The following is a 20,856-nucleotide window of genomic DNA, read 5'->3' on the forward strand; positions in this document are numbered from 1 at the left end:
TTCGTCTCACTCACGGCGATGGTAGCTCTCAGGAGGCACGGATGAGGAGGTTTGCGTCGCTTTAGAGTGGCTGGAGCAGCACGGTCATGATGAGGGCCGTGCCGGCTCCGGCCAGGGTCCACAGTAGCGACCAGAGTTCTCCAGGACGCTGGGCCACAGGCAGCAGATGGCTGGCGCCCAGATAGAGCAGAAAGCCGCTAAAGAAGCCCAGATAGCGCGGTAGGAGCACGGTCGGCAAGCTAAGCCAGATGGTCGCCAGGGTTCCCAGCAAGGGCGTACAGGCAAAGAAGAGTAACCAGGCGAGCGCCTGCCGATGGCTGCTGTGGTTGGCCAGCAGGAGAACAACGGCATTGAGGCCCTCGATAAGGTTGTGGAGAACAATAGCCCCAGCGAGCAACAGCCCGGTCGCCGGGTTGACCAGGAAGCCCAGGCTGATGGTGGCTCCTTCTAGCAGGCGGTGCAGCGAGAAGAGCAGGACGGAGACCACCCCCAGGAGGGGCTGAGCAGGACCGTCTGCGGCAAGCTCGCGCCGGCTTTCTTGCCAGTGCAGAGCCAGCCTTTCAAGCAGATGAAAGGTGAAGAAGCCGCAGGCCAAGGCGATGAAGGCGGCAAAACGCTCGCCCGGCAACAGGGACAGCACACTAAAAAGGCGCGGCAGCCACTGAAAGGTTGCCAGACCTACGAGCGCGCCGGCAGCGAAAGCCATGACCCGCTGCAGCTGCTCACGCTGCCTCATGGCCACGATTCCGCCCGCACAGGTAGAGCAGAAGGCGATGATTGAGAGCAACAGTGTCCCCATCCGGCTTGTTCCTCCTCAGCAACAGGAAAGCGGCTGATCGCGCAAGGCCCGGCGCTCTTGCGAGGCGCTGGCAGTGCCTTGTTCGCCGGCCATTTCCTCCGGCCTTTTTTTAAAGTCATACCATATTTCTTCTTTTCAAAGCAATGCATTTCTGATGCGGTTGGTCGCGAAAGTCGCCTGCTTGCCTGACAAAACGGGAAAGAGGCGGGCCGCCGGAGGAAGGAGGGAACGGAGGAGAGGCGGGTGAGCAAGCAGGCCAGGCAGGCCCCCGGCGCCAGCGCCCGGCATGGGCTTCAGCAGCACTCGTCGGGGATGGTGCGATGCTGATGAGAGCGCCTGTTTCAGTTGATGGCGCTGGGCCAGTCGTTCGCCTGGACTTACCCGCTCAGGTGGACCCTCTTGGGGCGGCTTACGAGCGCATCAGGGCCTCAATAGCAGCGGTCAGGGTCTGGAGTTTGAAGGGCTTTTCAACGACGATCGCCCGAGGAGCGATGCTTTTGGCTTGTTCGATCTCGCTGGCTGGAGCGGCGGTGCAGAGAATGAGCGGGAGATCGCGGGTGTGTGGATGGGCCCGCAGTTGACGAAGGACGTCTTCGCCAGCCATGTCGGGCATGTAGAGGTCAAGGATCAGGATATCGATCGGCAGGGCCTCGGGCGTTTGCCCGTCAGCTTCCGCCGCAGCGGGTTTCTCTACGCGCAGTGCTTCCAGGCACTCGCGTGGATGCCGGTAATGCACGACGCGATGACCGGCAAAGTCTAGAAAAGTCGCGCAGAGCTTTGCAATGCGCGGATTATCTTCCAGCAGGCCAACCTGCGCCATGTCGCTACCTTCTCGCTTATGAAAGCAGGTCTGTTGCCTGTTCTTCCAGAACAGGATACAGACAACACCCTGCAAATCTGGTGATGCTTCCCCTTTGCTCAACACATCCCGTTCAAGATTGTAGTGTTCTTGATAGATGCATGTCAAGATAGTGTTGCGCTAGCGCAAGGGGAAGATGCGCGCTTTGCCTCGACGGGCCGACGTCGATGCTGTACAATGCCTTCAGATAAGGCAGCCCGCCGCTGTGCGATGCTGCCAGCCTGCCGCTCTGATGCGCGCGCCGTGACCATGCTGCCCGCACGTTGTTGGTCCGCTACAGCCCGCGGTAGAAGGAAGGAGGCGGGATGGATGGCGACGCCAGGGCGAGCCAGCTATCAGGATGTACGTATACAGGGAACATATGAGCGAGAGCGAACAGGAACAGGGCAGAGCACTTCCTGTCAGCGTGGTCCGCTTTGGTTTGGGGAAGGAGATCCAGCTCTATCCAGAGGAGCTGGTGGTAGTGAAACGCGAGGAGGGCGAAGAGACGCGCGTCCCTCTGGGGCAGATTCAGCGTCTGATTCTGATGCCGGGCGATCCTAACCCCTCCAGGCTGATCCTGCTGGCTGATCTTGATGAGAATGAGACGGTAATGCTGGCTGAGGGGATGAGTAATGTGCGCGATTTCCGCGCGATGCTGCCACGGCTGCGTGAGCTGGCTCCACATATTCAGTTCGATCCTCCTGATATGGAGGAGCAGCTCCGTCAGGCCCTCAACACGCGTCGCGCCTGGACCTTGACCTGCTATGGGGCTATTCTCCTGGTCTGTATTTTGCTGTATTTGATCTATTTGCTGGTGGCATATATCGGCAGCCATCACCCCTAAGCTCCCGAGCCGACGGTCCCTGGACCTGGCAGGCAAGGGGCTAGCTAGCTGGCCAGGAAGGGAGAGCGCCTCTTGTGCGCCGCTGCTAGCTGCGGTCCAAAGGCGCGTCCCTGTTCTGCTGACGAGCAGATGGCAGCCGCTGGTTGTGCCCGGCTTGCTGGGCGCTGGGCTGTTCATTGTGCTCCGCTGCGGGCTGCGCCGCGCGCAGCAGCCCACGCCGATGACGTCGATTGCTGCGCGTCAGCCAATAGAGGAGAACAAAGAAGGCGATCGCTAGAAGCAGGGGAACAACAGCGTTCGTGTTCCAGCCGCCGCTGCTGCCAGGGAAGACATAGACGTCGTCTACAGCGGCGAAGAGCTGGCCATAGTCGCTGGCGCCCAGGGCCAGGGCATAGACCTGCCGATTCTTGGGGAGGCCGCCGCTACCGATGATGGCGCTCCAGACCTGCCCGCTGTCATTGCTCCGCAGAACGCCGATGTTGGTGCCAATGTAGAGGGTGGTTGGAGTGCGAAAGTCGATCAGGATGGCACGCACACTGAGGCGTGCCAGTCCCTCTTTATTGCGTTGCCAGCTCGCTCCGTCGTCATGTGAGAGAAAGATACCCTGGTCGGTGCCGGCGAAGACAAGCCTTGGCTCTCCTCCACTGAGGGCCGCTGGACGTACGCGATAGACAGTGATATTCGCGGGCAGGCCCCGACTGAGCGGGCGCCAACTTTGCCCACCATTGTCGGAGCGATAGATGCCGCCGACGGTGGCCGCCCAGAGCTGCCCCTGATCGCTGACGTAGGCCAGGTCGTTGATGGGAGAACCCGACGGCAATCCTCGATTAGCCGCCTGCCAGTGCTCCCCGCCATCGCTGCTGACAAAGACGCCGTGGTGAGCCGTGCCGACATAGAGGACGCTCGCGCGTTCCAGGTCAAAGGCCAGCGCCGTACAGCTATCGGTCGGCAGTCCGGCGCTCGCCGTCCGCCAGTGCCCGCCGCCATCGCTGCTGACAAAGACACCGTGGTCAGTGGCGGCGTAGAGGCGGCGCTCTGTAGCATCGAAGCTGAGGGCGTTGACAGCCAGGGGCAAGGGCAGCCCCTGATTGCGCGGCTGCCAGTGCTGGCCGCCATCATCGCTGGCAAAGATGCCGTTGCGGGCATCGCCAGCATAGAGCTGGGCCGGATCAGTCGCGCTCACGGCCAGCGCCCGGATATGCTCATGCTGCAGGCCAGTTGATTCCCAGGCGCCGCCGGCCAGAATGCCGCTGCTGGGGGCACAGGCGGCTGACAGGAGTAGGAACCACCCGAGCGCCAGTGTCAGCAGCAGGCGCGGCACCTCATGAGCGGCGGCGAATAACCCGTTCGACGTAGATAACTGTTTCCTGGATTTCATAGCCTCGTGGCAGTTTGGGCGCCTTCTCTGGCGCTAGTGGCCCCAGCCGCTTCAGATCGCTCAGCAGCGGTAGCGCCTGGGCAGCGTGGCGCGTTGAGCCTGCCGAGCGAGACAACAGGGCCGCCAGACGGCGCCGTAGTAGCTCCAGGCCCACCCCAACGGCCAGCGCTCCTACACCGGCAGCGACTCCTTGCACCGGGCCACGTAGCAGGGCCGGCCACTGCAGCCGCCGTGGCGCCAGAGCTGGCCGCGGCCTGGTCACCAGGCTGCGCGAGACCGGTATGACCAGCTCGGCCCCACAGGCCGGACAACGCTGGTCCTCCGGGCCACAGCTGGTATGGCATTCAGGACAGACCATCGCTCTCCTCCCTTCCTCGTGTTCTTCGCGCTTGTCTTGCTTGCTTGACTCTTGCATACAGAAATACAACGAACTTTCGCAGAACCTGGTTTCGTTCTGTTCTTCCACAGCCTGACTCTAGCCGCTCCGGCGCCGCTCTTCCAGAATCTCTTCGAGCGCCGCGATCACGATGGCGTTCTCTTCGATCGTATTGTAAAAATAAGGAGAGATCCGCACGAGGCCCGGACGCGAATCGACAATGATGTTGCGTTTGATCAGCTCGGCAACGATCTGCTCGGGCTGCTCCATCTCTAGCATCACGATCGAGCTGCGCCGCTCCGGCTCACGCGGGGCATGCACGCGCCAGCCATGCTCCCGCGCCCGCGCAATCAGATCGTTGGTCAGATAGCGCGTGCGCTCGCAGATGGTCTCAACACCGATCTCGCGTACAATCTCCATGCCGGCATTGGCCACATAGACCGCGGGTATCGCTGGCGTCCCGAGTTCCATGCGCGCTGCATCTGGCCGAAAGGCCAGCTCGCGCGTCTTAAACTGGAATTGCTCGCGATGGCCGAACCAGCCAGCCAGCGTCGGCTCTAGCTGTGAGAGCAGCCCCTCACGGATATAGATGAAGGCCAGGCCCGGGCCTCCCATCAGCCATTTGAGGGTACCGCTGACCAGAATATCGATGTCCATCGCCTCGACATCGATGGGGATCTGCCCCGTGCCCTGGTAGTCATCGATCAAGAGATAGGCCCCCTGCTTGTGGGCGATGTCGGCCACAGCGCGCACATCCTGGATGTAGCCACTGGTGTAGAAGACGCGTGAGGTGGCTACCAGTAACGTGCGCTCGTCTACTTTGTCTTCGAACAGCTCCGGCGGCGTGTAGATGCGATCGGGGCTTTCGACAAAGACGCACTCGACGCCCAGGCGACGCTTGGCCAGCCATTGGTAAGCGAGAGTCGGAAAGTCCATATCGGCCAGCACGACTTTGTTCCGTTGACGGTAGTCAAAGGCGCTGGCAATGGCCCCTAGCGCCACAGAGACATTGGGGGCGATGGCAACCTCGTGCGGCTCCGCGCCGATGATGGCCGCGAACTGGCGCCGCGCCTGCTCTAGCTCGCCCAGCCAGATTTCGTACCAGGCGTGCGCGCCCCATTCGTTCCAGCGCTCCATAAATTCAGTCAGGCGCGCCATGCCGCGCTGCGAAAGGGCCCCTAATGAGCAGCTATTAAGATAGGTTTTGCGCTGGAGAATGGGGAATTCTCGTCGGTAGGTCTCTAGCTCTGGATGCTCTACCGCAGGCGGCGCAGGATACGGCACACGCGACGCATCCGTGGTCATGGCTGCTTGCTCCTTGCTGGTGTCTTGTCTTGCGCGGGCGAGGTCTCTAGACGCTAGAGCGCTCAGCCACAGCCGCTGAGCCAGCCCGGCTCTTGCCCTCGCTTCGATGATCTTGTGCTGAGGCACTGACAGGAGCCAGAGCAAGGCGAGCCTTGCTGTGGAGAGCCTGCAGACAGACCACGCGCCAGAGCGGACCGCTGGCCGCTTGGGCCGAGCAGGCCAGCTCAAGCGTGGCCGAAGCAGGGTCTTGCCCGCGCTATAGCTTTTTCGTGCGCGATTTCTCTTTCTATTCTAGTCTGGCGATCCTCGCCTCGCATACTCAGGGCTCAGGCAGGCAGGCAGACAGGTAGGGAACAGGCCGCCCTGTCTCCGCCCGCGGCGCTTGGCCGCATAGGAGCGGTCTTTCGGGCTTCTCCACCGCCAGCCCAGAGTATAGCAGATCCGTCGTTGCTTGTCTCCCCTTCCCTTCAGGGGCCGCGACTCACGGGGGGAGATAAGCGACGCAGTCTGACAGGAAAAGCTTGAGCTTCTCTATGGGCGCGCATTGCGCGTCAGCACATCGATGCTGCGCAACAGCGAGACAGCGGCCCGCTCGACGTCGTCGACGCTGCTCCAGCGTCCCAGTGTCAGACGCAGGGCGCCCAAGGCCCGCTCGCGAGCCAGGCCCATTGCCAGGAGTACCGGCGAGGGGTCGGCACTGCCTTCATGGCAGGCCGAGCCGGTTGAGGCAGCCACCTCGGGCGTAGCCGCTAGAACCTCTTCGCCGCTGACCCCGTTGATGCTGACGTTGAGGGTATTGGGCAGGCGTTCGTCGGGATGGCCATTGAGCTGGATGCGATCGCCCAGGTGTTGGCGCAGGCGCTGCCAGAGCAGATCACGCAAGCGCCGCAGCCGCGCGCTCTCTGAGGGGAGACGCTCCGCCGCCAGACGGCAGGCGGCCCCCAGCGCTACACAGGCGGCTACGTTCTCGGTTCCGGCTCGTAGACCACGCTCCTGCCCTCCTCCGTAGAGGATCGGCTCCAGGTTGAGGCCGAGGTCGCGCCGGATGTAGAGGGCGCCGATGCCTTTGGGGGCGTAGAGCTTGTGCCCAGCCACCGTCAGCAGATCTACGCCCAGGTCGGCGACAGAGATGGCAATCTTGCCGACGCTCTGGGCAGCATCGCTGTGCACGAGGGCGCCGTAGCGGTGCGCGACAGCAGCGATCTCCGGCAGCGGTTGCAGAGTTCCAGTCTCATTGTTGGCATGCATGATGCTGACGAGCACGGTGCGCCGATCAATGGCGCGCTCAATCTGTTCAGGAGAGACGCGCCCGTGCTCGTCGACAGGGAGATAGGTAACGCGGAAGCCGTGGAGCCGTTCCAGAGCGCGACAGGTGTTGAGTACCGCCGGATGTTCGGTAACCTGGGTAATGATATGGTCGCCCTGGGCTCGCCGCGCCAGGGCCACGCCTCGAATGGCAAGGTTGTCGCTCTCAGAGCCGCCCCCGGTAAAGATGATTTCCGTCGGCGCGCAGCCGAGCAGAGCGGCCACCTCGCTCCGTGCACGCTCAATGGCCTGGTGAGCCACCCAGCCGTAGCTATGGGCACTGGAGGGATTGCCAAAGTGCTCGCGCAGGTAGGGCAGCATGGCGTCGACGACGGCTGGATCGACCGGCGTGGTCGCATTATAGTCGAGATAGATCAGGTCGCCGCGCAGCCCCGGATGCCGCAGGCTCATACTGGCTTCCGCCTCCTTCCTTTCCTGTCTTGTCCTGTCCTATCCTGATGCACTCGCTCTCGCTAGCAGCCATTAAGAAAGGCTGGCTAATTCGGCCTGCAGTCCCTCCTGCAGCTCTTGCCAGAGTCCGCGTATGGTCGCTTCGGTGGTGCGCAGGTTACCGATAGCGGCCCGCAGGCTGTATCTGCCACGCAGCCGGGTATGCGAGAGAAAATAGTGGCCAGCGCTGTTGATGCGCTGAAGCAGGCGTTCGTTCAGAGTGGTCAGTTGCGCTTCGTCGTCAAGGCCACGCGGATGAGCCCGGAAGCAGACCGTACTGAAGGGGGTGGGGGCCAGGCGCTCGAAATCGGGCGCCTCATCAACCCACTGGGCCAACAGCTGCCCAAGGCGAATGTGCTCGCGCAGCCGGGCCTGCAGTCCTTCCTGCCCGAAGTAGCGCATGATCATCCAGAGCTTCAGGGCACGGAAGCGCCGCCCGAGCGAGATGCCGTAATCCATCAGGTTGGGGGCCTCCTCGTCGGTACGCAGGATCTCCAGCACCAGGCTAAAGGTGGCCTTAACGATGTCAGGCTTGCGCGTAAAGAAGACACTGCAGTCCAGAGGTGTGAAGAGCCATTTGTGAGGGTTGACGATGAAGCTATCGGCCCGCTCGCAGCCAGCCAGGATATGTCGATACTCCGGCAGGAGGGCAGCGGAGCCGGCATACGAGGCATCAATATGCAGCCAGAGGCCATAGCGCTCGCAGAGGTCGGCAATAGCTGGCACCGGGTCGACGCTAGTGGTGGACGTAGTGCCTACTGTCGCTACGACGGCAAAGGGCCGCCAGCCAGCCGCCAGATCTTCCTTGATAGCCTGCTCCAGGGCGGCCACATCCATGCGATAGTCGTCGTCAACGGGGATCTTGCGCAGGCCTTCCAGGCCAACGCCCAGCACAATGCCAGCCTTATCGACGGCGGAGTGAGCTTCCTGCGAGGCGTAGTAGCGCAGGCGCGGTACCTCGGGGCGCCCGCTCATGCCACGCTGGCGAATCTGCAGATCGCCGAGGGCTTCGCGAGCTGCCGCCAGGGCATAGAGGGTACCCGCAGAAGCGGTGTCATTGATGACCCCAAAGAGTGGGCCGGGCAGACCAAGCATCTGCCGGAGCCAGTCAAGCGCTACTTGCTCTAGTTCGGTGGCCGCCGGCGAGGTGCGCCAGAGCATGGCATTGACGTTAAGGGCTGCGGTGAGCAATTCGCCAAGGATGCCCGGGCCCGACCCCGTAATGCCGAAGAAGCCCATAAAGCCCGGCGCGTTCCAGTGGGTGATACCGGGTAGGAGAATGTGCTCAAAGTCGGCCAGGATGGCCTGCATCGATTCCGGCTGCTGTGGCGGCTGAGCCGGCAAGGCTCGCCGGATGTCGCCCGGCTGCGTGCGCGCCAAGACAGGATAGTCGCCGACGTGCTCTAGATAATCGGCGATCCAGTCAACGACCTGATGAGCATAGAGGCGAAAGCTCTCCGGGTCCATGTCGCCGGTGGCCTGTTCCTGTTGCGCGGGATCAAGGGTCGTTCGCTTCTGCTCTTCTCTCTCTTCCATAGCCAGCTTTCTTGCTTGCTCCTCTCGACTTCGATCGTCTGTCTCGCCGCTCGCTGCTACCTGGCCGCTTCCTCGCCTGGAGGCCGCTGCCCAGCTCGGCCCGGGGCGCCGAGGAGCGCCAGGGGTCGCTTCTGCCTGTCGGGGATCTGGCTCGCCAGGGAGCAACCTGGGGCCTCTCCCGCGTCCAGTCACAGCAGGGTGGCGGGGCATGATCGTTTAGATCTTATCACATCTGGCGAGCCGGGGGAGACCCCAGAAGCTGGCGCGCTTCTGGGCGAAGCGCGCCAAAAGGTTCGTGACGGAAAGAGGAAGGAAGGAAGCAAGTAAGTAAGTAGCGAGGGAGGGAGAGACAGGCCAGCGTCTGCCGCTGCCTGCTCTCGCACGTGAGTGGAGAGGAGCGAGGCGAAAGGTCAGCGGCCTGACGCTGGCTGTGGGCCGAGCTGGCTGGTTCGGCGTGGTTGAGCCGAGCCGACCTCAGCTGAGGCCGAATTTCTGCGCCAGCTCGCGATTCGAGGGTTCTACGAGGATGGTGCCATCAGGGAAGACGATGGTCGGAACACTGCGCAGGCCCCCATTGACCTGCATGACGTAGGCCGCGGCCTGCTCGTCTTTTTCTATATCGATGTAGTCATAGGCGATGTGGTGTTCGTCGAGCCAGCGCTTTGCTCTGCGACAATCACCACACCAGCTTGTCGCATATACCTTGATTTGCTGTTGGGCAATAGTCGAAGCGGTAGCGTGTCTTTCCACTGAGATAGCTCCTTGGGAATGCGATGATAGTGGAGTGGGGAATCCCGGGTTACACTTTATAGAAACAAGCCCACTGTGCTCATCTATTCCTGCGCCTGACCATCAGGACCACTCGCCCGTTGTGGGGCGCTGCAACCATTGCTGCGGTTCCGGTGTTATAAGGAGCAGAGCACAAGGTAGAAAGCAGACCTGCAGAAGAGCGAGCGAGCGAGCAAGGTAGAGGCGAGGGAACAGCAGCCGAAGGAAGGAGAGGAGGCCAGCACGAGCAGTGATAGCGTTGGCATTCATCCCCACTGCCAGCATGCACTCACTCAAGACGATTATTCCTGTCGCGGCACGAGACCGAGGCGGGCCGAGAGCGGGAGCAGGCGATGCCCATGAGCCATCTTGATGAACAGACGCTACTGCATGGCTTGCTCACCAGCCCTGACAGCTTCTTTGAACAGGTGGTACTCTACTATGAGCAGCGTCTCTTTAGCTTTGCTCTGCGTCTGAGTGGCAACTATGAAGAGGCTCAGGAGATTACTCAGGACGCTTTTGTACGCGCCTATCAGGCGCTAACAAGCTATTCCGCCGAGCAGGTACGCAGTCTGGCACTGCGTCCCTGGCTCTATCAGATCGTGCTCAACGTGGCACGCAATCGGCTACGTAAGCGGCATCGCTCGCCTTTCTGCGTCTCACTGGAACAGAGAGGCGCTGACCCGGAAGAGGAGCCGGAGAGCGCGCCCGCCGAAGGTCCCGAGGCCCGTGTGGAAGCGCGCGAGCGCCAGCATCTGCTTCAGCAGGCGCTGCTGACCCTGCCGCTGATTTATCGTGAAGTGGTTATCTTGCGACATATTGAGGGACTAAGCTACCCGGAGCTGGCACGCCTCCTTAACCAGCCGGTGGGCACAGTCAAAGCCAGAGTACACCGCGGCCTGGCGCAACTACGTCAGGTGCTTGCCGAACATCATGCCCGTGAGGTGCTCTATGACTGAGCGACAGTCTTGCAGCCTCTCTCAAGCGCGAAGACTGGTCCGCGAGTTGCGTACCCCCCAGCGGGAGGCTCTCCCTCCACCAGGCCTACGCTCTCACGTTCTGTTTTCTGTTGGGTTGGCCGACGGCTACTTGCGCCTTTCGTCTCCGATCGGGCCTGTCTTTGTGGCCCTGAATGCGCGAGGAATCTCGGCGGTGGACTGCGCCGAGGACGCCGCTCACTTTGAGGCCCGCTTCCGCGCTGCGTTTGGCCGGTGCATTTTTCCGCTTGAGCCTGACGAGGCGCCCGCCTGGGCCAGGCAGATTGAGCCAGCCTTACAGCGCGGCCAGACGCTAGACTTGCCCTTCGATCTGCGCGGTTGCAGCTCTTTTGAACAGGCAGTCCTCTATACGACTCTGACGATCCCTCCCGGTGAGGTGCGTCCCTACGCCTGGGTTGCGCGCGAGATCGGGCAGCCGCGGGCTGTGCGCGCCGTGGGCAACGCCCTGGCGCGCAATCCCATTCCGCTGCTGATCCCCTGCCATCGCGTGGTACGCAGTAATTATCAGCTCGGTAACTACAGCCTGGGCGGCTCGCTCAATAAGCGCGCGCTGCTACAGATCGAAGGGGTCGATCTGGTCCTGCTGGAGCAACTCGCCACCAGAGGGGTGCGCTACCTCGGTAGCACGGTAACCCATATCTACTGCCTTCCGACCTGTTATCATGCGCGCCGTATCGCTCAGGAGCATCGCCAGCCTCTGTCTTCTCCAGAGGAGGCGGCGCGCCTCGGCTACCGCCCCTGTCGACATTGCCGGCCCGCCCTTCCTGTGGAGCAACCCGCAGACCTCGCCAGCGAGTAGCCTGCTGGCCTCCGCTGCCATCAGTTCGCGCTGGCTCCCTGGCCCAGGCGCTCAAGGAGGCGCCCGATCAGGCGCCGACCACCGCTGGCGATGAGTCGCGGGCTGCGCGCCACAATGCTCATAAGCAGGCCAGCCGTGAACTCGCCGCGCATGGCCTGGGCCCACTGGGCCGGCGTCAGGTGTCTGAGCAGGCGCAAGGCATCATCCCACTGCTCATCACCGTAGGCGGCAATGTGTCGGTTGATCAGATAGGCTAGCTCCATCTCGCGCCCGAAACGCGCCCGCCAGCGCTGATCGAAGCGTTCCAGAAAGCTCGCAGAGATGTCGTCTTCCTTGATAGCCTCCGCAGCAATCTCTCCGGCCAGGCGCCCGGCGTAGATGGCGAAGCGAATGCCCTCACCCACCAGCGTCGACCCCTGGCCACCAGCGTCGCCAGCCAGCAGCAGGCCAGCCCAGGAGAAGCGCTCCGCCGGGCCTTCCGCTGGGAAGAGCCCCGTATGATACTCCAGTGGGCTGGCGCCGCGAAATTTGTCACGCAGGCGTGGCTCCTCGTGCAGGAGATAACCCAAATACGAGCGCGCATCGTCGTCGCTGTCGGGATGAATCACGCCGACCCCTACGCGGACCCGCCCCTGCCCGCGCGGGAAGACCCACGCGTAGCCACTGGGAGCTACCCTACTCCCCATCAGCAAGTACAGCTCCTCTTGAGGATAATGCGGCGCATAAAGATCGTACTCCGCCCCATAGCCGTAGCGCCGAAAGGCCTTAGCGAGTCCCGCTCTCACGGCTATATGACGGGCCATACCGCTGGCATCGATGGTCACCCTGGACCTGATCGTCAGACGGCGTCCGCAGGCGTCACGCACAGTGACGCCGCACACGCGCCCCTCCTCTAGCAGCACCTGGTCGACCACATGGCGGAGGCGCAGCTCCGCCCCCGCTGCAATAGCGCGCGCCGCCAGATGCTGATAGAGGCCGCGCACATCGAGCACACAGGCCACCGGCGGATCATAGCGTAGCGCCACCTCCTGCCGCGGCGAGAGAAAAAAGACCTGGGGGATCGGATGATAGAGCTGGGCTGGTACACCCAGCTCTTGCATATCCTGAATCCAGCTTCCGCCACTCGTATGGATCGGATAGCCGATCTCGCTCTGCCGCTCCAGCACCAGCACCCCGACTCCCTGACGCGCCACAGCCTCGGCGGCGGCCAGTCCCGCCGGCCCTCCTCCTACAACAACGACATCCCTGAACTCCTGCATAGACACCGTCCTCTTCTTCCTTTCTGCTTCTGCTTTGCAGCAACCCTCTCCCGGCCAGCCTTGCCCCGGCAGGAACACGGACTAGCCTGCTCTAGCGTGCATTCTCCGTGCGGTGAAACTCTTCGGCATAGGCCAACTGGTGCCGCGCGCCACACTCTTGAGCCCCACGGCGGATGCGCTCCTCTACCTGCTCAAAGTGCTCTCCGACCTGACTGGCATGGGCCCGCAGCGCCTGTAACTTCAGCTCGATGGTCTCGGAGATATCTTCGGCGTGGTTGAGGACCGGCGCCCCGACAATATAGATCTCGCGGACCCGATGCGGTTGGAGCCCCTCGGCTAGCAGCTCGGGGAAGTCCCAGGCATTTTGCGAGGCGGGATAGATCGCCTCCAGCGCCATGCGCCCGGCAGTCAGATGATCCGGGTGATAGCGGCCCAGCAAGAGGGCCGGCGTCCAGGAACGCTCGGGCGATTGACAGACCACACGTGTGGGACGATAGGTACGCAGCAGGCGCACAAGATCGCGCTTCAATTCGCGCGTCGGCTGGAGCTGGCCATCGGGGTAGTCAAGGAAAATCACTTCTTTGACCCCCAGGATCTGGCAGGCAGCTCGCTGCTCGGCCTTGCGCGTCTCGACCATACGCTGACGCGCCTCCGCGCTCACATCCTGGGCCTCGTCCGGTCCTCCGCCACCTCCGTCGGTACAAATGACATAGTAGACCTCCCAGCCCTCACGCACCCAGCGCGCCACACTGCCCCCACAGCCGAACTCTGCATCATCAGGATGGGCCACAATCACCATCGCCCGCTTTGCTTGCTCTCTCTGTGCCATCACTGTCTCTGGTTGTTGTCCTTGCATCACAAGACACGCTCCTCTAGGACCCCCCAAGGCATTGGGGAAGCCGGCCCCTATTGTATCACGCTTGCCTCCTTCTGCCTATTGCTGAGCCAGCGTTTAGCCGCGCCGGCCAGCGGAGAGCCTACTTCCAGGCGCCGCTGTCCTAAAGAGCGCGTCCTTCCAAAAAAGCTCTTCCCTATCCCCCAACAGGGCAGCCGGCTCTAGAGGCCAGGTGGTACTTTCATGCTAAAGAGGGCCGGGGGCCGCAAAAATCTATTAACATGAAAGCATCCTATTTCAATGCTATCTCACCTTAACGGTCAAAATCTGTGGAAGGGAAGTACACAAAAAGACGTATGCAGTTTACTAGACAGGCCCAACAGCAACCACAACAATTAATGACCTGTCCCCAGTGCGATAACGTCGTGCCCATTGGTGCACCCTTCTGCAATATCTGCGGGACACGTCTCTATCCGCCGCCCAACGCTGCCCAGGCGCCCGCAGCATCAGGCCCCGCCACCACGGCACCGGGGGCTGTGGCCCCTGCTCAGCCTGGCGCGACCTCGGCTCCGACGGCAGCCCCTGAGACCTATGACGAGGAGGAAGAAGAGGAAGAAGACTACGAGGAATATGAAGAAGAGGAAGGGGGAGAAGAGGAAGAGGAGGGGGAGAGCAGCAAGAGCGCGCCAACGGCAGCCCCACCTCCTGCCCCCGGCGAGATCCATAGCCTGCTCCAGCGCCTGGAGGAGCAAATCGGCCAGATCGATATTTATTTCCCTGCGAACCTCCCTGATAAGGCCCAAAAGATCAATGCCTGGAAAAAGCAGCTCCAGCGCGCCTCAGCCTGCGCTCGCTTGCTGGAACGTCCGCAGATCCAGCAGATTGAGTCGCAGCAAGCCTTGCGCCTGCGCCATCATATCGCCGAGGCGGCGCGCGCTCTGGACTATACTCGCGAATATACCGTAAAGCTGGTTGGTCACGCCGGGGCCGGCAAAAGCACGCTGTTGGCCGCTCTCATCGGCCAGGATATCTTTCCGCGCCTGGCCGGCGGCGCCGTCACCGGCGTGCGTACTCGCGTGCGCCTCTGCCGCGACGATGAGCCAGAGGAAATGCATGTGCATTTCTTGACCCGGGCCGCCTTCGGTCACTTACTCAGCCAGACGCAGCAGGCTATCAAAACGGCTCCGACCCAGAAGATGCGTGAAGCCCTGGCTAACGAGCTGAATATTCTGCTGAAAGCCAGCGAGGCCTTTGGCGACACCTATCTGAAGGATGATCAGCCGCATGTGGAGGTGGTGCCGCGCGAACGCTGGAAAACTGAGAGCCGCCGCTATATCGAGGAGCCAGCTCGCGATAGCGAGGAGCCACGTCTGACGCGCGTCATCGACTATGTCGAGTACCGTGTACATGCGGGACCCCGCTCGGTGCTGCCACCTAATAGCGTGCTGGTTGATCTGCCAGGTGGCGCCGCCGGCCAGATCTATCACGATCTGATGCTGCGCGAGGAGCTGAAGCAGGTCGATGCCCTGCTGCTGGTCATCGGGAATAACCGCTTTGGCGACGATGAGCGCATTCAACGCATCTTCGAGGAGGTGCGGCAGGCCGTCCTACAGAACCGCGCCTTCGACGTGGCAAGCCGCATGCTCTTCCTGGTAGTCACCCACTGGGATGAGATTAATTCGCCAGCCAGCCAGGAGAAGGCCCTTGGTAGCCTGCGCCCCTTCCTGCGTGAGCTGCCCCCCGGCTACGCCAGCTACCACCGCCACGGCCCACGTCATAACTATTTCTTCTATCCATTGCGCGCCCTGGATGCCCTATTGGCTACGCTGGGCCTGGCCGGCACCTCCCTGGATGAGGAGCGACAGCAGGAAGGTCGCGAGTACGCAGGGCGCTTGCTTGGCGTCTACCCGGAGCTACTGAAGCTGGCTCCTGCGCTGCCGCCTACGACCAGCGCTCAGGAGTTCGAACAGGTGACGCGCGAGCAGCATGAAGCCATGTTGCAGTATAGCGGCTTACCTGAGCTGACTCACGATCTACAGGTATTCTTAACAGAGAACCGCTATGAGGTGCAACTGCGCCACGCCGAGACGCAGCTTGCAATGGCCCTGCAATTGACCGAAGACTTGTGTTGGGAGCAAATGAGTCAGCTCGGCGTCGAAAGCCACGACCTGCAGGAGCTGCAGCAGGAGATGCGCTCACGCCAGGCTCGCCGCAGCGCCGCGCGCTTTGAGCATCTGCAGCGCCGCACGAACGCCATGCTGGAGGCCTGGAACGATGCCTTACGCCAGTTCGACGCGGCCATTAGCAGCGAAAAGAGTGTCTTTCAGCGCGTCCTGCAAACAGCCCACGAGCGCGCCGCCCAGCGCGTCAAGATCCGCATCACGCAGGGTCATTTTGATCACTACATCAAGGTCGGCAATCGCCGCCCCGACGATTCGCCCGCGATGGAGATCGGCAACCGCTGGACAGATATCGATGGCTGGGGTCTGATTAAGGCTCTGCGCCAGAGTCTGTGTATGGCCCTGGAGCGCGAGCTGAACGATCCGGCGCGCACCCTGGCCGAGGCCTTCCTGATGCCGATCGCTTACAAAGAGGAAGTCGATGGCTCGCTCGATATCAATCGGGTGGCGCTGGGCGAGTTTGGCGGCGAGCTGGATGAAATCCAGAAGGCCTATAATAAGCTGAAGCGCAGCATTCGCGAGAAGGCTCGCGATATCTGTCTCTATGTGACCCTGGGCGAGCTGCTCAATGAGGAGAAGTATGCTCCAACGCGCGAGAATCCAGCCGTGGGCGCCCTCTATCGCCTGACCAATGCTCAGGGCAAGGCCGAGGAGATCATTCAGCAGGCGCGCCGCTTAATGGTTCCGATCCTCGACACCATCTGCAGTGGTCTGGCCCGCAGTACAGAGCAGCGCATCGCGCGCCTCTTCCGCTACGAGCTGGATAAGCTTCAGGAGCGCCAGGTCTACGATAGCGACCGCCTGGAGGCTCAGCCGGTGACGCAGAATGGGACGTTCTCCGATATCGTGACCCGCCTCTATAGCCACTTGACAGAGCGCGTGCATACGTCGGAGGCCTTGCGCCAGCAGCTTGATAATCTGCAGGCCCAGCGCGAGGCCGCCCTGGATCAGTGGGTCGATTTGATCCAGGAGGTCGAAGCCTTGAAAACTATCCATCGCCAGGACTGAGCCGCGGCGAGCGAGAATCAATCAGTTGGAGCCCTCTGAGCCGGACTTTACCCCCGGCTCAGAGGTTTCTTTCTCCCCTTCTGGAGACGGTTGCGTTTTCCCCCGCTGCTGGCCGATCGGCCACAGTCGGCTCTAGTGGCTTCTAGACGGGAACCGGTCTATAGGGATGCCGTTCATGAACATTAAAAAAGAAAGAGGGAGGGAGAGCGCTCAGGGCCGCGCTTCTCCCTCCCTCCCTTTTCCCCACGACAAACCCGCCTGCAGAATCGCGTCGCGTCTTCGTCCCCCAAGGATTGCCTCCCATTGTCAACCCCAGCCATTACGATAGACGCGTCGAGCTGCGATCTCGGTGAATATCGCGTTGAGATGTAATGAAGATCTAGAGTCAGTCGCGCTTTGCAGTTGAGAAATATCCATGCGAGGCCAGTAGAGCCAGCGCGCCTTGCTCCCGTCTATCCCGGCCAATGCCTGGCTGTTCGCCACGCCCGGAAAGAGCTACTATCAACAGCAGAGCTTTACTCCTAAAGAGGCTTCTACTATCTGTTAATCATGAGCCACATAAAAAGTACTGGTACCTGTGGCCTATGTCTTGATCTAACTAGATCTAACTAGCAAGCATGCTGCGTATTGTCTTTATGCAGCCTGGTTCTGGGAGGCACCCACTGAGTTGGGGAGGCAAGCCAGGCCAGCCCGTCTCTGCCCCTATTCGTAGGGTGTGGGGCGGAATCAGGCCAAGGAAAGAGGGAGGCCCCGTATGCATGGTCTCATTTTCACCACCTGGGAAAAGTATCTTGGAGAGCGTTTCGGCGGTGGCCTATTGAGTGCCTATCGTGAGGCCATTGGTGAGTCGCCGAGTGCCACGCCGTTGGTCAGTCGCTTTTACGAGGATAGTGCTCTCTTGGAAGGTGTGGCAGTAGCCAGCCGTCTGAGCGGTCTTTCGCCTGATCAGCTTCTGCGCGAATACGGACGCTACTTTATCCTGAACAGCCTTACCGGTCATCTGTGCAAGTACATTCTCTCTGGCGTCAATAGCGCCTATGATCTGTTGCTGACGATGCGCGATGTCCATAGTCGTCTGCGCAAGACTGCGGCAGGTCTGACGCCACCCCTCTTCAACTATGAATTCGCCCCGCATGAGCGCAGCGTTGTGCTGATCTACGACAGTCCGCGGAAGTTGTGCTCTGTTCTCTTGGGAGCCATTGAAGGAGCAGCCGAGCGCTACGGGGAGGAGGTTGCCATTTACGAACAGAGTTGTATGAAGCGCGGCGACTCACTCTGTCGCATCGAGGCCACCTTTGCCCGCGGCTCCAGAAGCGCAGAGCAGCTTTCGGAACAGGCGCGAGCTAATGCCTTTGAGCAGCAGGCCCATCAGAATGCCTTGAAAGAGCTGGGGCAGCGTATTCTTACTATCCTTCCTACCGAGGAGGCGCAGGCCTTGACGCTGAGCGAGATTCGCCAGGCCCTGGCTCAGCGCTACCGGCTCAGTCCAACCTATCAACGTCCCGCCGTGCTCCTGCAGGTTTTACGCCATCTGCAGTTTGCCGGTTACGCGGCGGCGACAAATGGCCAGCCAGGAGATAATCTGACGACGCGGCGCTACTGGCGGGTCACGACTTACTGGGAGTAGTAGCCAGGCTGTACGTCTCCTCCAGCCTGCCGGTGCCCATGAGCTTTCAGCAGTAGCTCCTCCAGGCCTGGGGGCGCTGCCGCCAGGGGTAGAAGTCGGGGACCGGCAGGCCGAGAGCCCCGGGCGTGAGAGACAGCACCCCCATCGTCTACATCATGCTCGATGAGGTCAGCGGCTGCAGGCAGTTGGGCGATCGTTCGAGCGTGCTCCTCCCCCCGTCTCTTTCTTCTGCTCTGATACGCTGATGGACTGAAACGCTTCCCCGGCAGCGGGGCGTAATAGGGATGGGCGTTGCAGTCTCAGAGTCATGCCATCCTGGAGAGGAGATGAGGAGAGAGCCTTATGACGACCTGGAGTGCTTCTAATATTGATAAAGGGTTGAAGGTTTATAGCGCAGATGAGCATCACCTAGGCCAGGTAGTGGCAGTTTATCCTGAAAGCGTCCGCGTGCGCCGGGGGCCGCTGCTCTTTTGGACAGACCGCTTTTATCCCTATACAGCCATTGCCGGACGGCAGGGCCGGAGTCTGATCCTCAAGATGAGCGCAGCCGAAGCGCGAGATGAGCAGTGGCGCAAACGCCCAGCCTATGAGCAGCATCCGGGCGATGTCCTGCAAACGTTCTACGATCGGGGTCATGGAGTAGAAGACCCCCTTGATCCCGAGCGGGACTAAGCCAGTGAGCGCCCTCATCTGTCCAGAGGCCCAGATCGACAAGCTGCCTATCTGCTTCCTCTGCTGCTACCTATTCTGGTCATGGCAGGCGTCTTTAGAGCGTCAGTCTGGAGAGGGAGAGGCCGCCCGGCCAGTGGGGAGGCGAGCAGCCAGGCCAGGGAGAAGATACGGTTAGAACCTGAGAGAATTTAAGGTAAACACCTGATGCTGACTAACCTGGGTTCCAGGTAGAATAGAAGCCGCTGGATGGATGCCAGGAAGGAATGGGCCGACCCGGCACCAAATGCCGACCACGAGGCCGAACGGAGGCCGGCAAGCTGGTTTTTGTCGGTGAGTTTCCCGAAGGGAGCGTGGAATCATGGCTATAGCTGCTGCAGATCCTGTACGCGATGGCCGCAGGACGCGACCGGCCAGCCAGTCAGTCAGGCGGCGCGCAGGTCGCAAGACGGCCACGCTGGAGATAGAAGGCGAGACCGCTCTATTGGCCACGGGTGAGGACGAGGCCGCCCTCCCCGAGAGCGAGGCCGCTGCCGATCTGGCCCTTGATCCGTTGCTGGAGAGCAGCGATGAGCTGGAATTGGAGAGCGCTGAGGCCGATCTGACGGATGAGGTCCCTGAGCGTCGCTCTTCCAATGTGCGCCAGGCTCTTGGCTCTGAAGATGCTTTTCAGAGCTACCTGCGCGATATTCGTGGCCTGGGTCTGTTGACCCACGAGGAGGAGCTTGAGCTGGCTCGCCGCGCCGCTGAGGGGGATGAGCTGGCTCGCCGCAAGCTGATTGAGTCGAATCTGCGCCTGGTTATTGCTATCGCTCGCCGTTATACAAGCACCGGCGTCCCCCTGGTTGACCTGATTCAGGAGGGCAACCTTGGTTTGATGCGCGCCGCCGAGAAGTTCGATTACCGTCGCGGTTGTCATTTCGGTACGTATGCCACCTGGTGGATTCGCCAGGCAGTGAGCCGCGCCGCCGGCGAGCAGTCTCGCTTGATCCATCTACCTGAGCATGTTGCAACCCGCTTGCGTAAAGTTCGCCGCGTTGCCGCTCAGCTCTCTCAGGAGAGCGGCCTCGACCCCGAGCCTGAGCAGATTGCCGCTGCCTGCAATATTGATGTCAACGAAGTTATCGATCTGCTGAGCGTGATTGAGCAACCCGTCTCTCTCGATGCCCCCGTTGACGATGAGGCCCGTCACTCGCTGGCCGATACTTTGGAGGATAGTACTGCCCCCGCTCCCGCTGAGACCGCTTCACGGCACTTGCTCGGCGAGGAGTTGCATCGCGCTCTGTCAACGCTTACACCGCGCGAGCGCGCTGTGATCACGCTCCGTTACGGCATCGGCGATGGACGCAGCCGCACTCTGTTGGAGGTCGGGAAGGAACTGGGCATTTCGCGCGAGCGCGTCCGTCAGCTTGAGGTGGTGGCGCTGATGAAGTTGCGGAATTTTAGCGGCAATGCCTCTTTGCGTGAGTGCGTTTGAGCACTGAAGCACTGGAGTGGAGTGCCGGCCCGCTCTCGCCACGCGAGCCTGCCTGCTCTGCGATCGCTGTGGCTGTAAAGTAATAATAATCAACAAGAAGAGCAAAAAAGCAGAGGATTAGTGGCTCGTTGTCAGAAGAGCGGATCGCTCCTTCTCTTTGTTCGCTCAAGGGGGCATGGGTAAGCCTGCGAATTGGCCCATGCCCTTCGTTCTTTATGAGGCTCGTATGCCCCCCTTCCCCCGGCAGTGGCCGCCCAGCATGTAGATCACGGCCCAGGCTCTTCTGTGTTTCCCTCTCTTCACCCCCTTCAGGCAGGCCATCCATCCTCTGGGTCGCTGGCCTTCTTCTTCAATCAATGAAGGCGGCGACCAGACCAGTTCAGCCCCTCTCTCGACGAGAGG

18 protein-coding genes are annotated in these 20,856 nt (G+C 61.5%); 7 read left to right on the plus strand and 11 right to left on the minus strand.

Features of this window, described 5'->3' with window-relative positions; all coding sequences use genetic code 11:
* Nucleotides 1–61: 61 nt before the first annotated feature.
* Nucleotides 62–799, minus strand: a complete 738-nt coding sequence (locus AC6H1L_RS00595; protein WP_497599612.1) for a ZIP family metal transporter — start codon at nucleotides 797–799, stop codon at nucleotides 62–64.
* Nucleotides 800–1,208: 409 nt separating this feature from the next.
* Nucleotides 1,209–1,619, minus strand: coding sequence for a response regulator (locus AC6H1L_RS00600; protein ID WP_497599613.1), 411 nt, complete (start codon nucleotides 1,617–1,619; stop codon nucleotides 1,209–1,211).
* A 400-nt stretch (nucleotides 1,620–2,019) separates the two neighbouring features.
* Between AC6H1L_RS00600 and AC6H1L_RS00605 the strand changes: the two genes are divergently transcribed.
* Nucleotides 2,020–2,484, plus strand: a complete 465-nt coding sequence (locus tag AC6H1L_RS00605) for a hypothetical protein (protein ID WP_497599614.1) — start codon at nucleotides 2,020–2,022, stop codon at nucleotides 2,482–2,484.
* An 85-nt stretch (nucleotides 2,485–2,569) separates the two neighbouring features.
* Here AC6H1L_RS00605 and AC6H1L_RS00610 read toward each other — a convergent pair whose 3' ends face one another.
* From AC6H1L_RS00610 to AC6H1L_RS00640, 7 genes are all read right to left on the minus strand, one after another.
* Complete coding sequence (locus AC6H1L_RS00610; protein ID WP_497599615.1) at nucleotides 2,570–3,862, minus strand: WD40/YVTN/BNR-like repeat-containing protein; 1,293 nt, start codon at nucleotides 3,860–3,862, stop codon at nucleotides 2,570–2,572.
* Nucleotides 3,807–4,277 (minus strand): hypothetical protein, encoded by a 471-nt coding sequence (locus AC6H1L_RS00615; protein WP_497599616.1) that lies wholly within the window; start codon nucleotides 4,275–4,277, stop codon nucleotides 3,807–3,809. Before AC6H1L_RS00615 ends, AC6H1L_RS00610 begins: the two co-directional genes overlap by 56 nt.
* 60 nt (nucleotides 4,278–4,337) lie before the next feature.
* Complete coding sequence (locus AC6H1L_RS00620; RefSeq protein ID WP_497599617.1) at nucleotides 4,338–5,543, minus strand: aminotransferase class V-fold PLP-dependent enzyme; 1,206 nt, start codon at nucleotides 5,541–5,543, stop codon at nucleotides 4,338–4,340.
* 531 nt (nucleotides 5,544–6,074) lie between these two features.
* Nucleotides 6,075–7,259, minus strand: a complete 1,185-nt coding sequence (locus AC6H1L_RS00625) for a cysteine desulfurase family protein (RefSeq protein WP_497599618.1) — start codon at nucleotides 7,257–7,259, stop codon at nucleotides 6,075–6,077.
* A gap of 72 nt (nucleotides 7,260–7,331) precedes the next feature.
* Nucleotides 7,332–8,834 (minus strand): pyridoxal phosphate-dependent decarboxylase family protein, encoded by a 1,503-nt coding sequence (locus tag AC6H1L_RS00630; protein WP_497599619.1) that lies wholly within the window; start codon nucleotides 8,832–8,834, stop codon nucleotides 7,332–7,334.
* Between the two features lie 474 nt (nucleotides 8,835–9,308).
* Nucleotides 9,309–9,584, minus strand: coding sequence for a mycoredoxin (locus AC6H1L_RS00635; protein ID WP_497599620.1), 276 nt, complete (start codon nucleotides 9,582–9,584; stop codon nucleotides 9,309–9,311).
* A gap of 102 nt (nucleotides 9,585–9,686) precedes the next feature.
* Entirely contained in the window at nucleotides 9,687–9,899 is a 213-nt protein-coding gene (locus AC6H1L_RS00640; protein ID WP_497599621.1) for a hypothetical protein, read from the minus strand.
* Nucleotides 9,900–9,955: 56 nt separating this feature from the next.
* Here AC6H1L_RS00640 and AC6H1L_RS00645 point away from each other — a divergent pair, with 56 nt between their 5' ends.
* The gene (locus AC6H1L_RS00645; RefSeq protein ID WP_497599622.1) at nucleotides 9,956–10,561 is read left to right on the plus strand and encodes an RNA polymerase sigma factor; all 606 of its coding nucleotides are present in this window, start codon (nucleotides 9,956–9,958) and stop codon (nucleotides 10,559–10,561) included.
* Nucleotides 10,554–11,399, plus strand: a complete 846-nt coding sequence (locus AC6H1L_RS00650; protein WP_497599623.1) for a methylated-DNA--[protein]-cysteine S-methyltransferase — start codon at nucleotides 10,554–10,556, stop codon at nucleotides 11,397–11,399. Before AC6H1L_RS00645 ends, AC6H1L_RS00650 begins: the two co-directional genes overlap by 8 nt.
* A gap of 20 nt (nucleotides 11,400–11,419) precedes the next feature.
* Here the strand turns inward: AC6H1L_RS00650 and AC6H1L_RS00655 are convergent, their stop codons facing one another.
* Nucleotides 11,420–12,658, minus strand: a complete 1,239-nt coding sequence (locus AC6H1L_RS00655; RefSeq protein WP_497599624.1) for an NAD(P)/FAD-dependent oxidoreductase — start codon at nucleotides 12,656–12,658, stop codon at nucleotides 11,420–11,422.
* 91 nt (nucleotides 12,659–12,749) lie between these two features.
* Entirely contained in the window at nucleotides 12,750–13,514 is a 765-nt protein-coding gene (locus AC6H1L_RS00660; RefSeq protein WP_497599625.1) for a PIG-L deacetylase family protein, read from the minus strand.
* Nucleotides 13,515–13,849: 335 nt separating this feature from the next.
* On the opposite strand from AC6H1L_RS00660, the gene AC6H1L_RS00665 reads away from it, so the two are divergent.
* The 4 genes from AC6H1L_RS00665 to AC6H1L_RS00680 all read left to right on the plus strand — a co-directional run bounded on the left by AC6H1L_RS00665 (nucleotide 13,850) and on the right by AC6H1L_RS00680 (nucleotide 20,454).
* Nucleotides 13,850–16,681 carry a dynamin family protein gene (locus AC6H1L_RS00665; protein ID WP_497599626.1) on the plus strand — a complete coding sequence of 944 codons (2,832 nt, stop codon included), beginning with the start codon at nucleotides 13,850–13,852 and terminating at the stop codon, nucleotides 16,679–16,681.
* A gap of 754 nt (nucleotides 16,682–17,435) precedes the next feature.
* A complete protein-coding gene (locus AC6H1L_RS00670) occupies nucleotides 17,436–18,308 on the plus strand; it encodes a heme NO-binding domain-containing protein (RefSeq protein WP_497599627.1) in 873 nt (290 codons plus the stop codon).
* A gap of 342 nt (nucleotides 18,309–18,650) precedes the next feature.
* A complete protein-coding gene (locus tag AC6H1L_RS00675; RefSeq protein WP_497599628.1) occupies nucleotides 18,651–18,980 on the plus strand; it encodes a hypothetical protein in 330 nt (109 codons plus the stop codon).
* A gap of 358 nt (nucleotides 18,981–19,338) precedes the next feature.
* Nucleotides 19,339–20,454: a sigma-70 family RNA polymerase sigma factor gene (locus AC6H1L_RS00680; protein WP_497599629.1), complete on the plus strand. Its 1,116-nt coding sequence runs from the start codon at nucleotides 19,339–19,341 to the stop codon at nucleotides 20,452–20,454.
* Nucleotides 20,455–20,856: the final 402 nt, after the last annotated feature.

The sequence above is a fragment of the Thermogemmatispora argillosa genome (assembly GCF_059696725.1).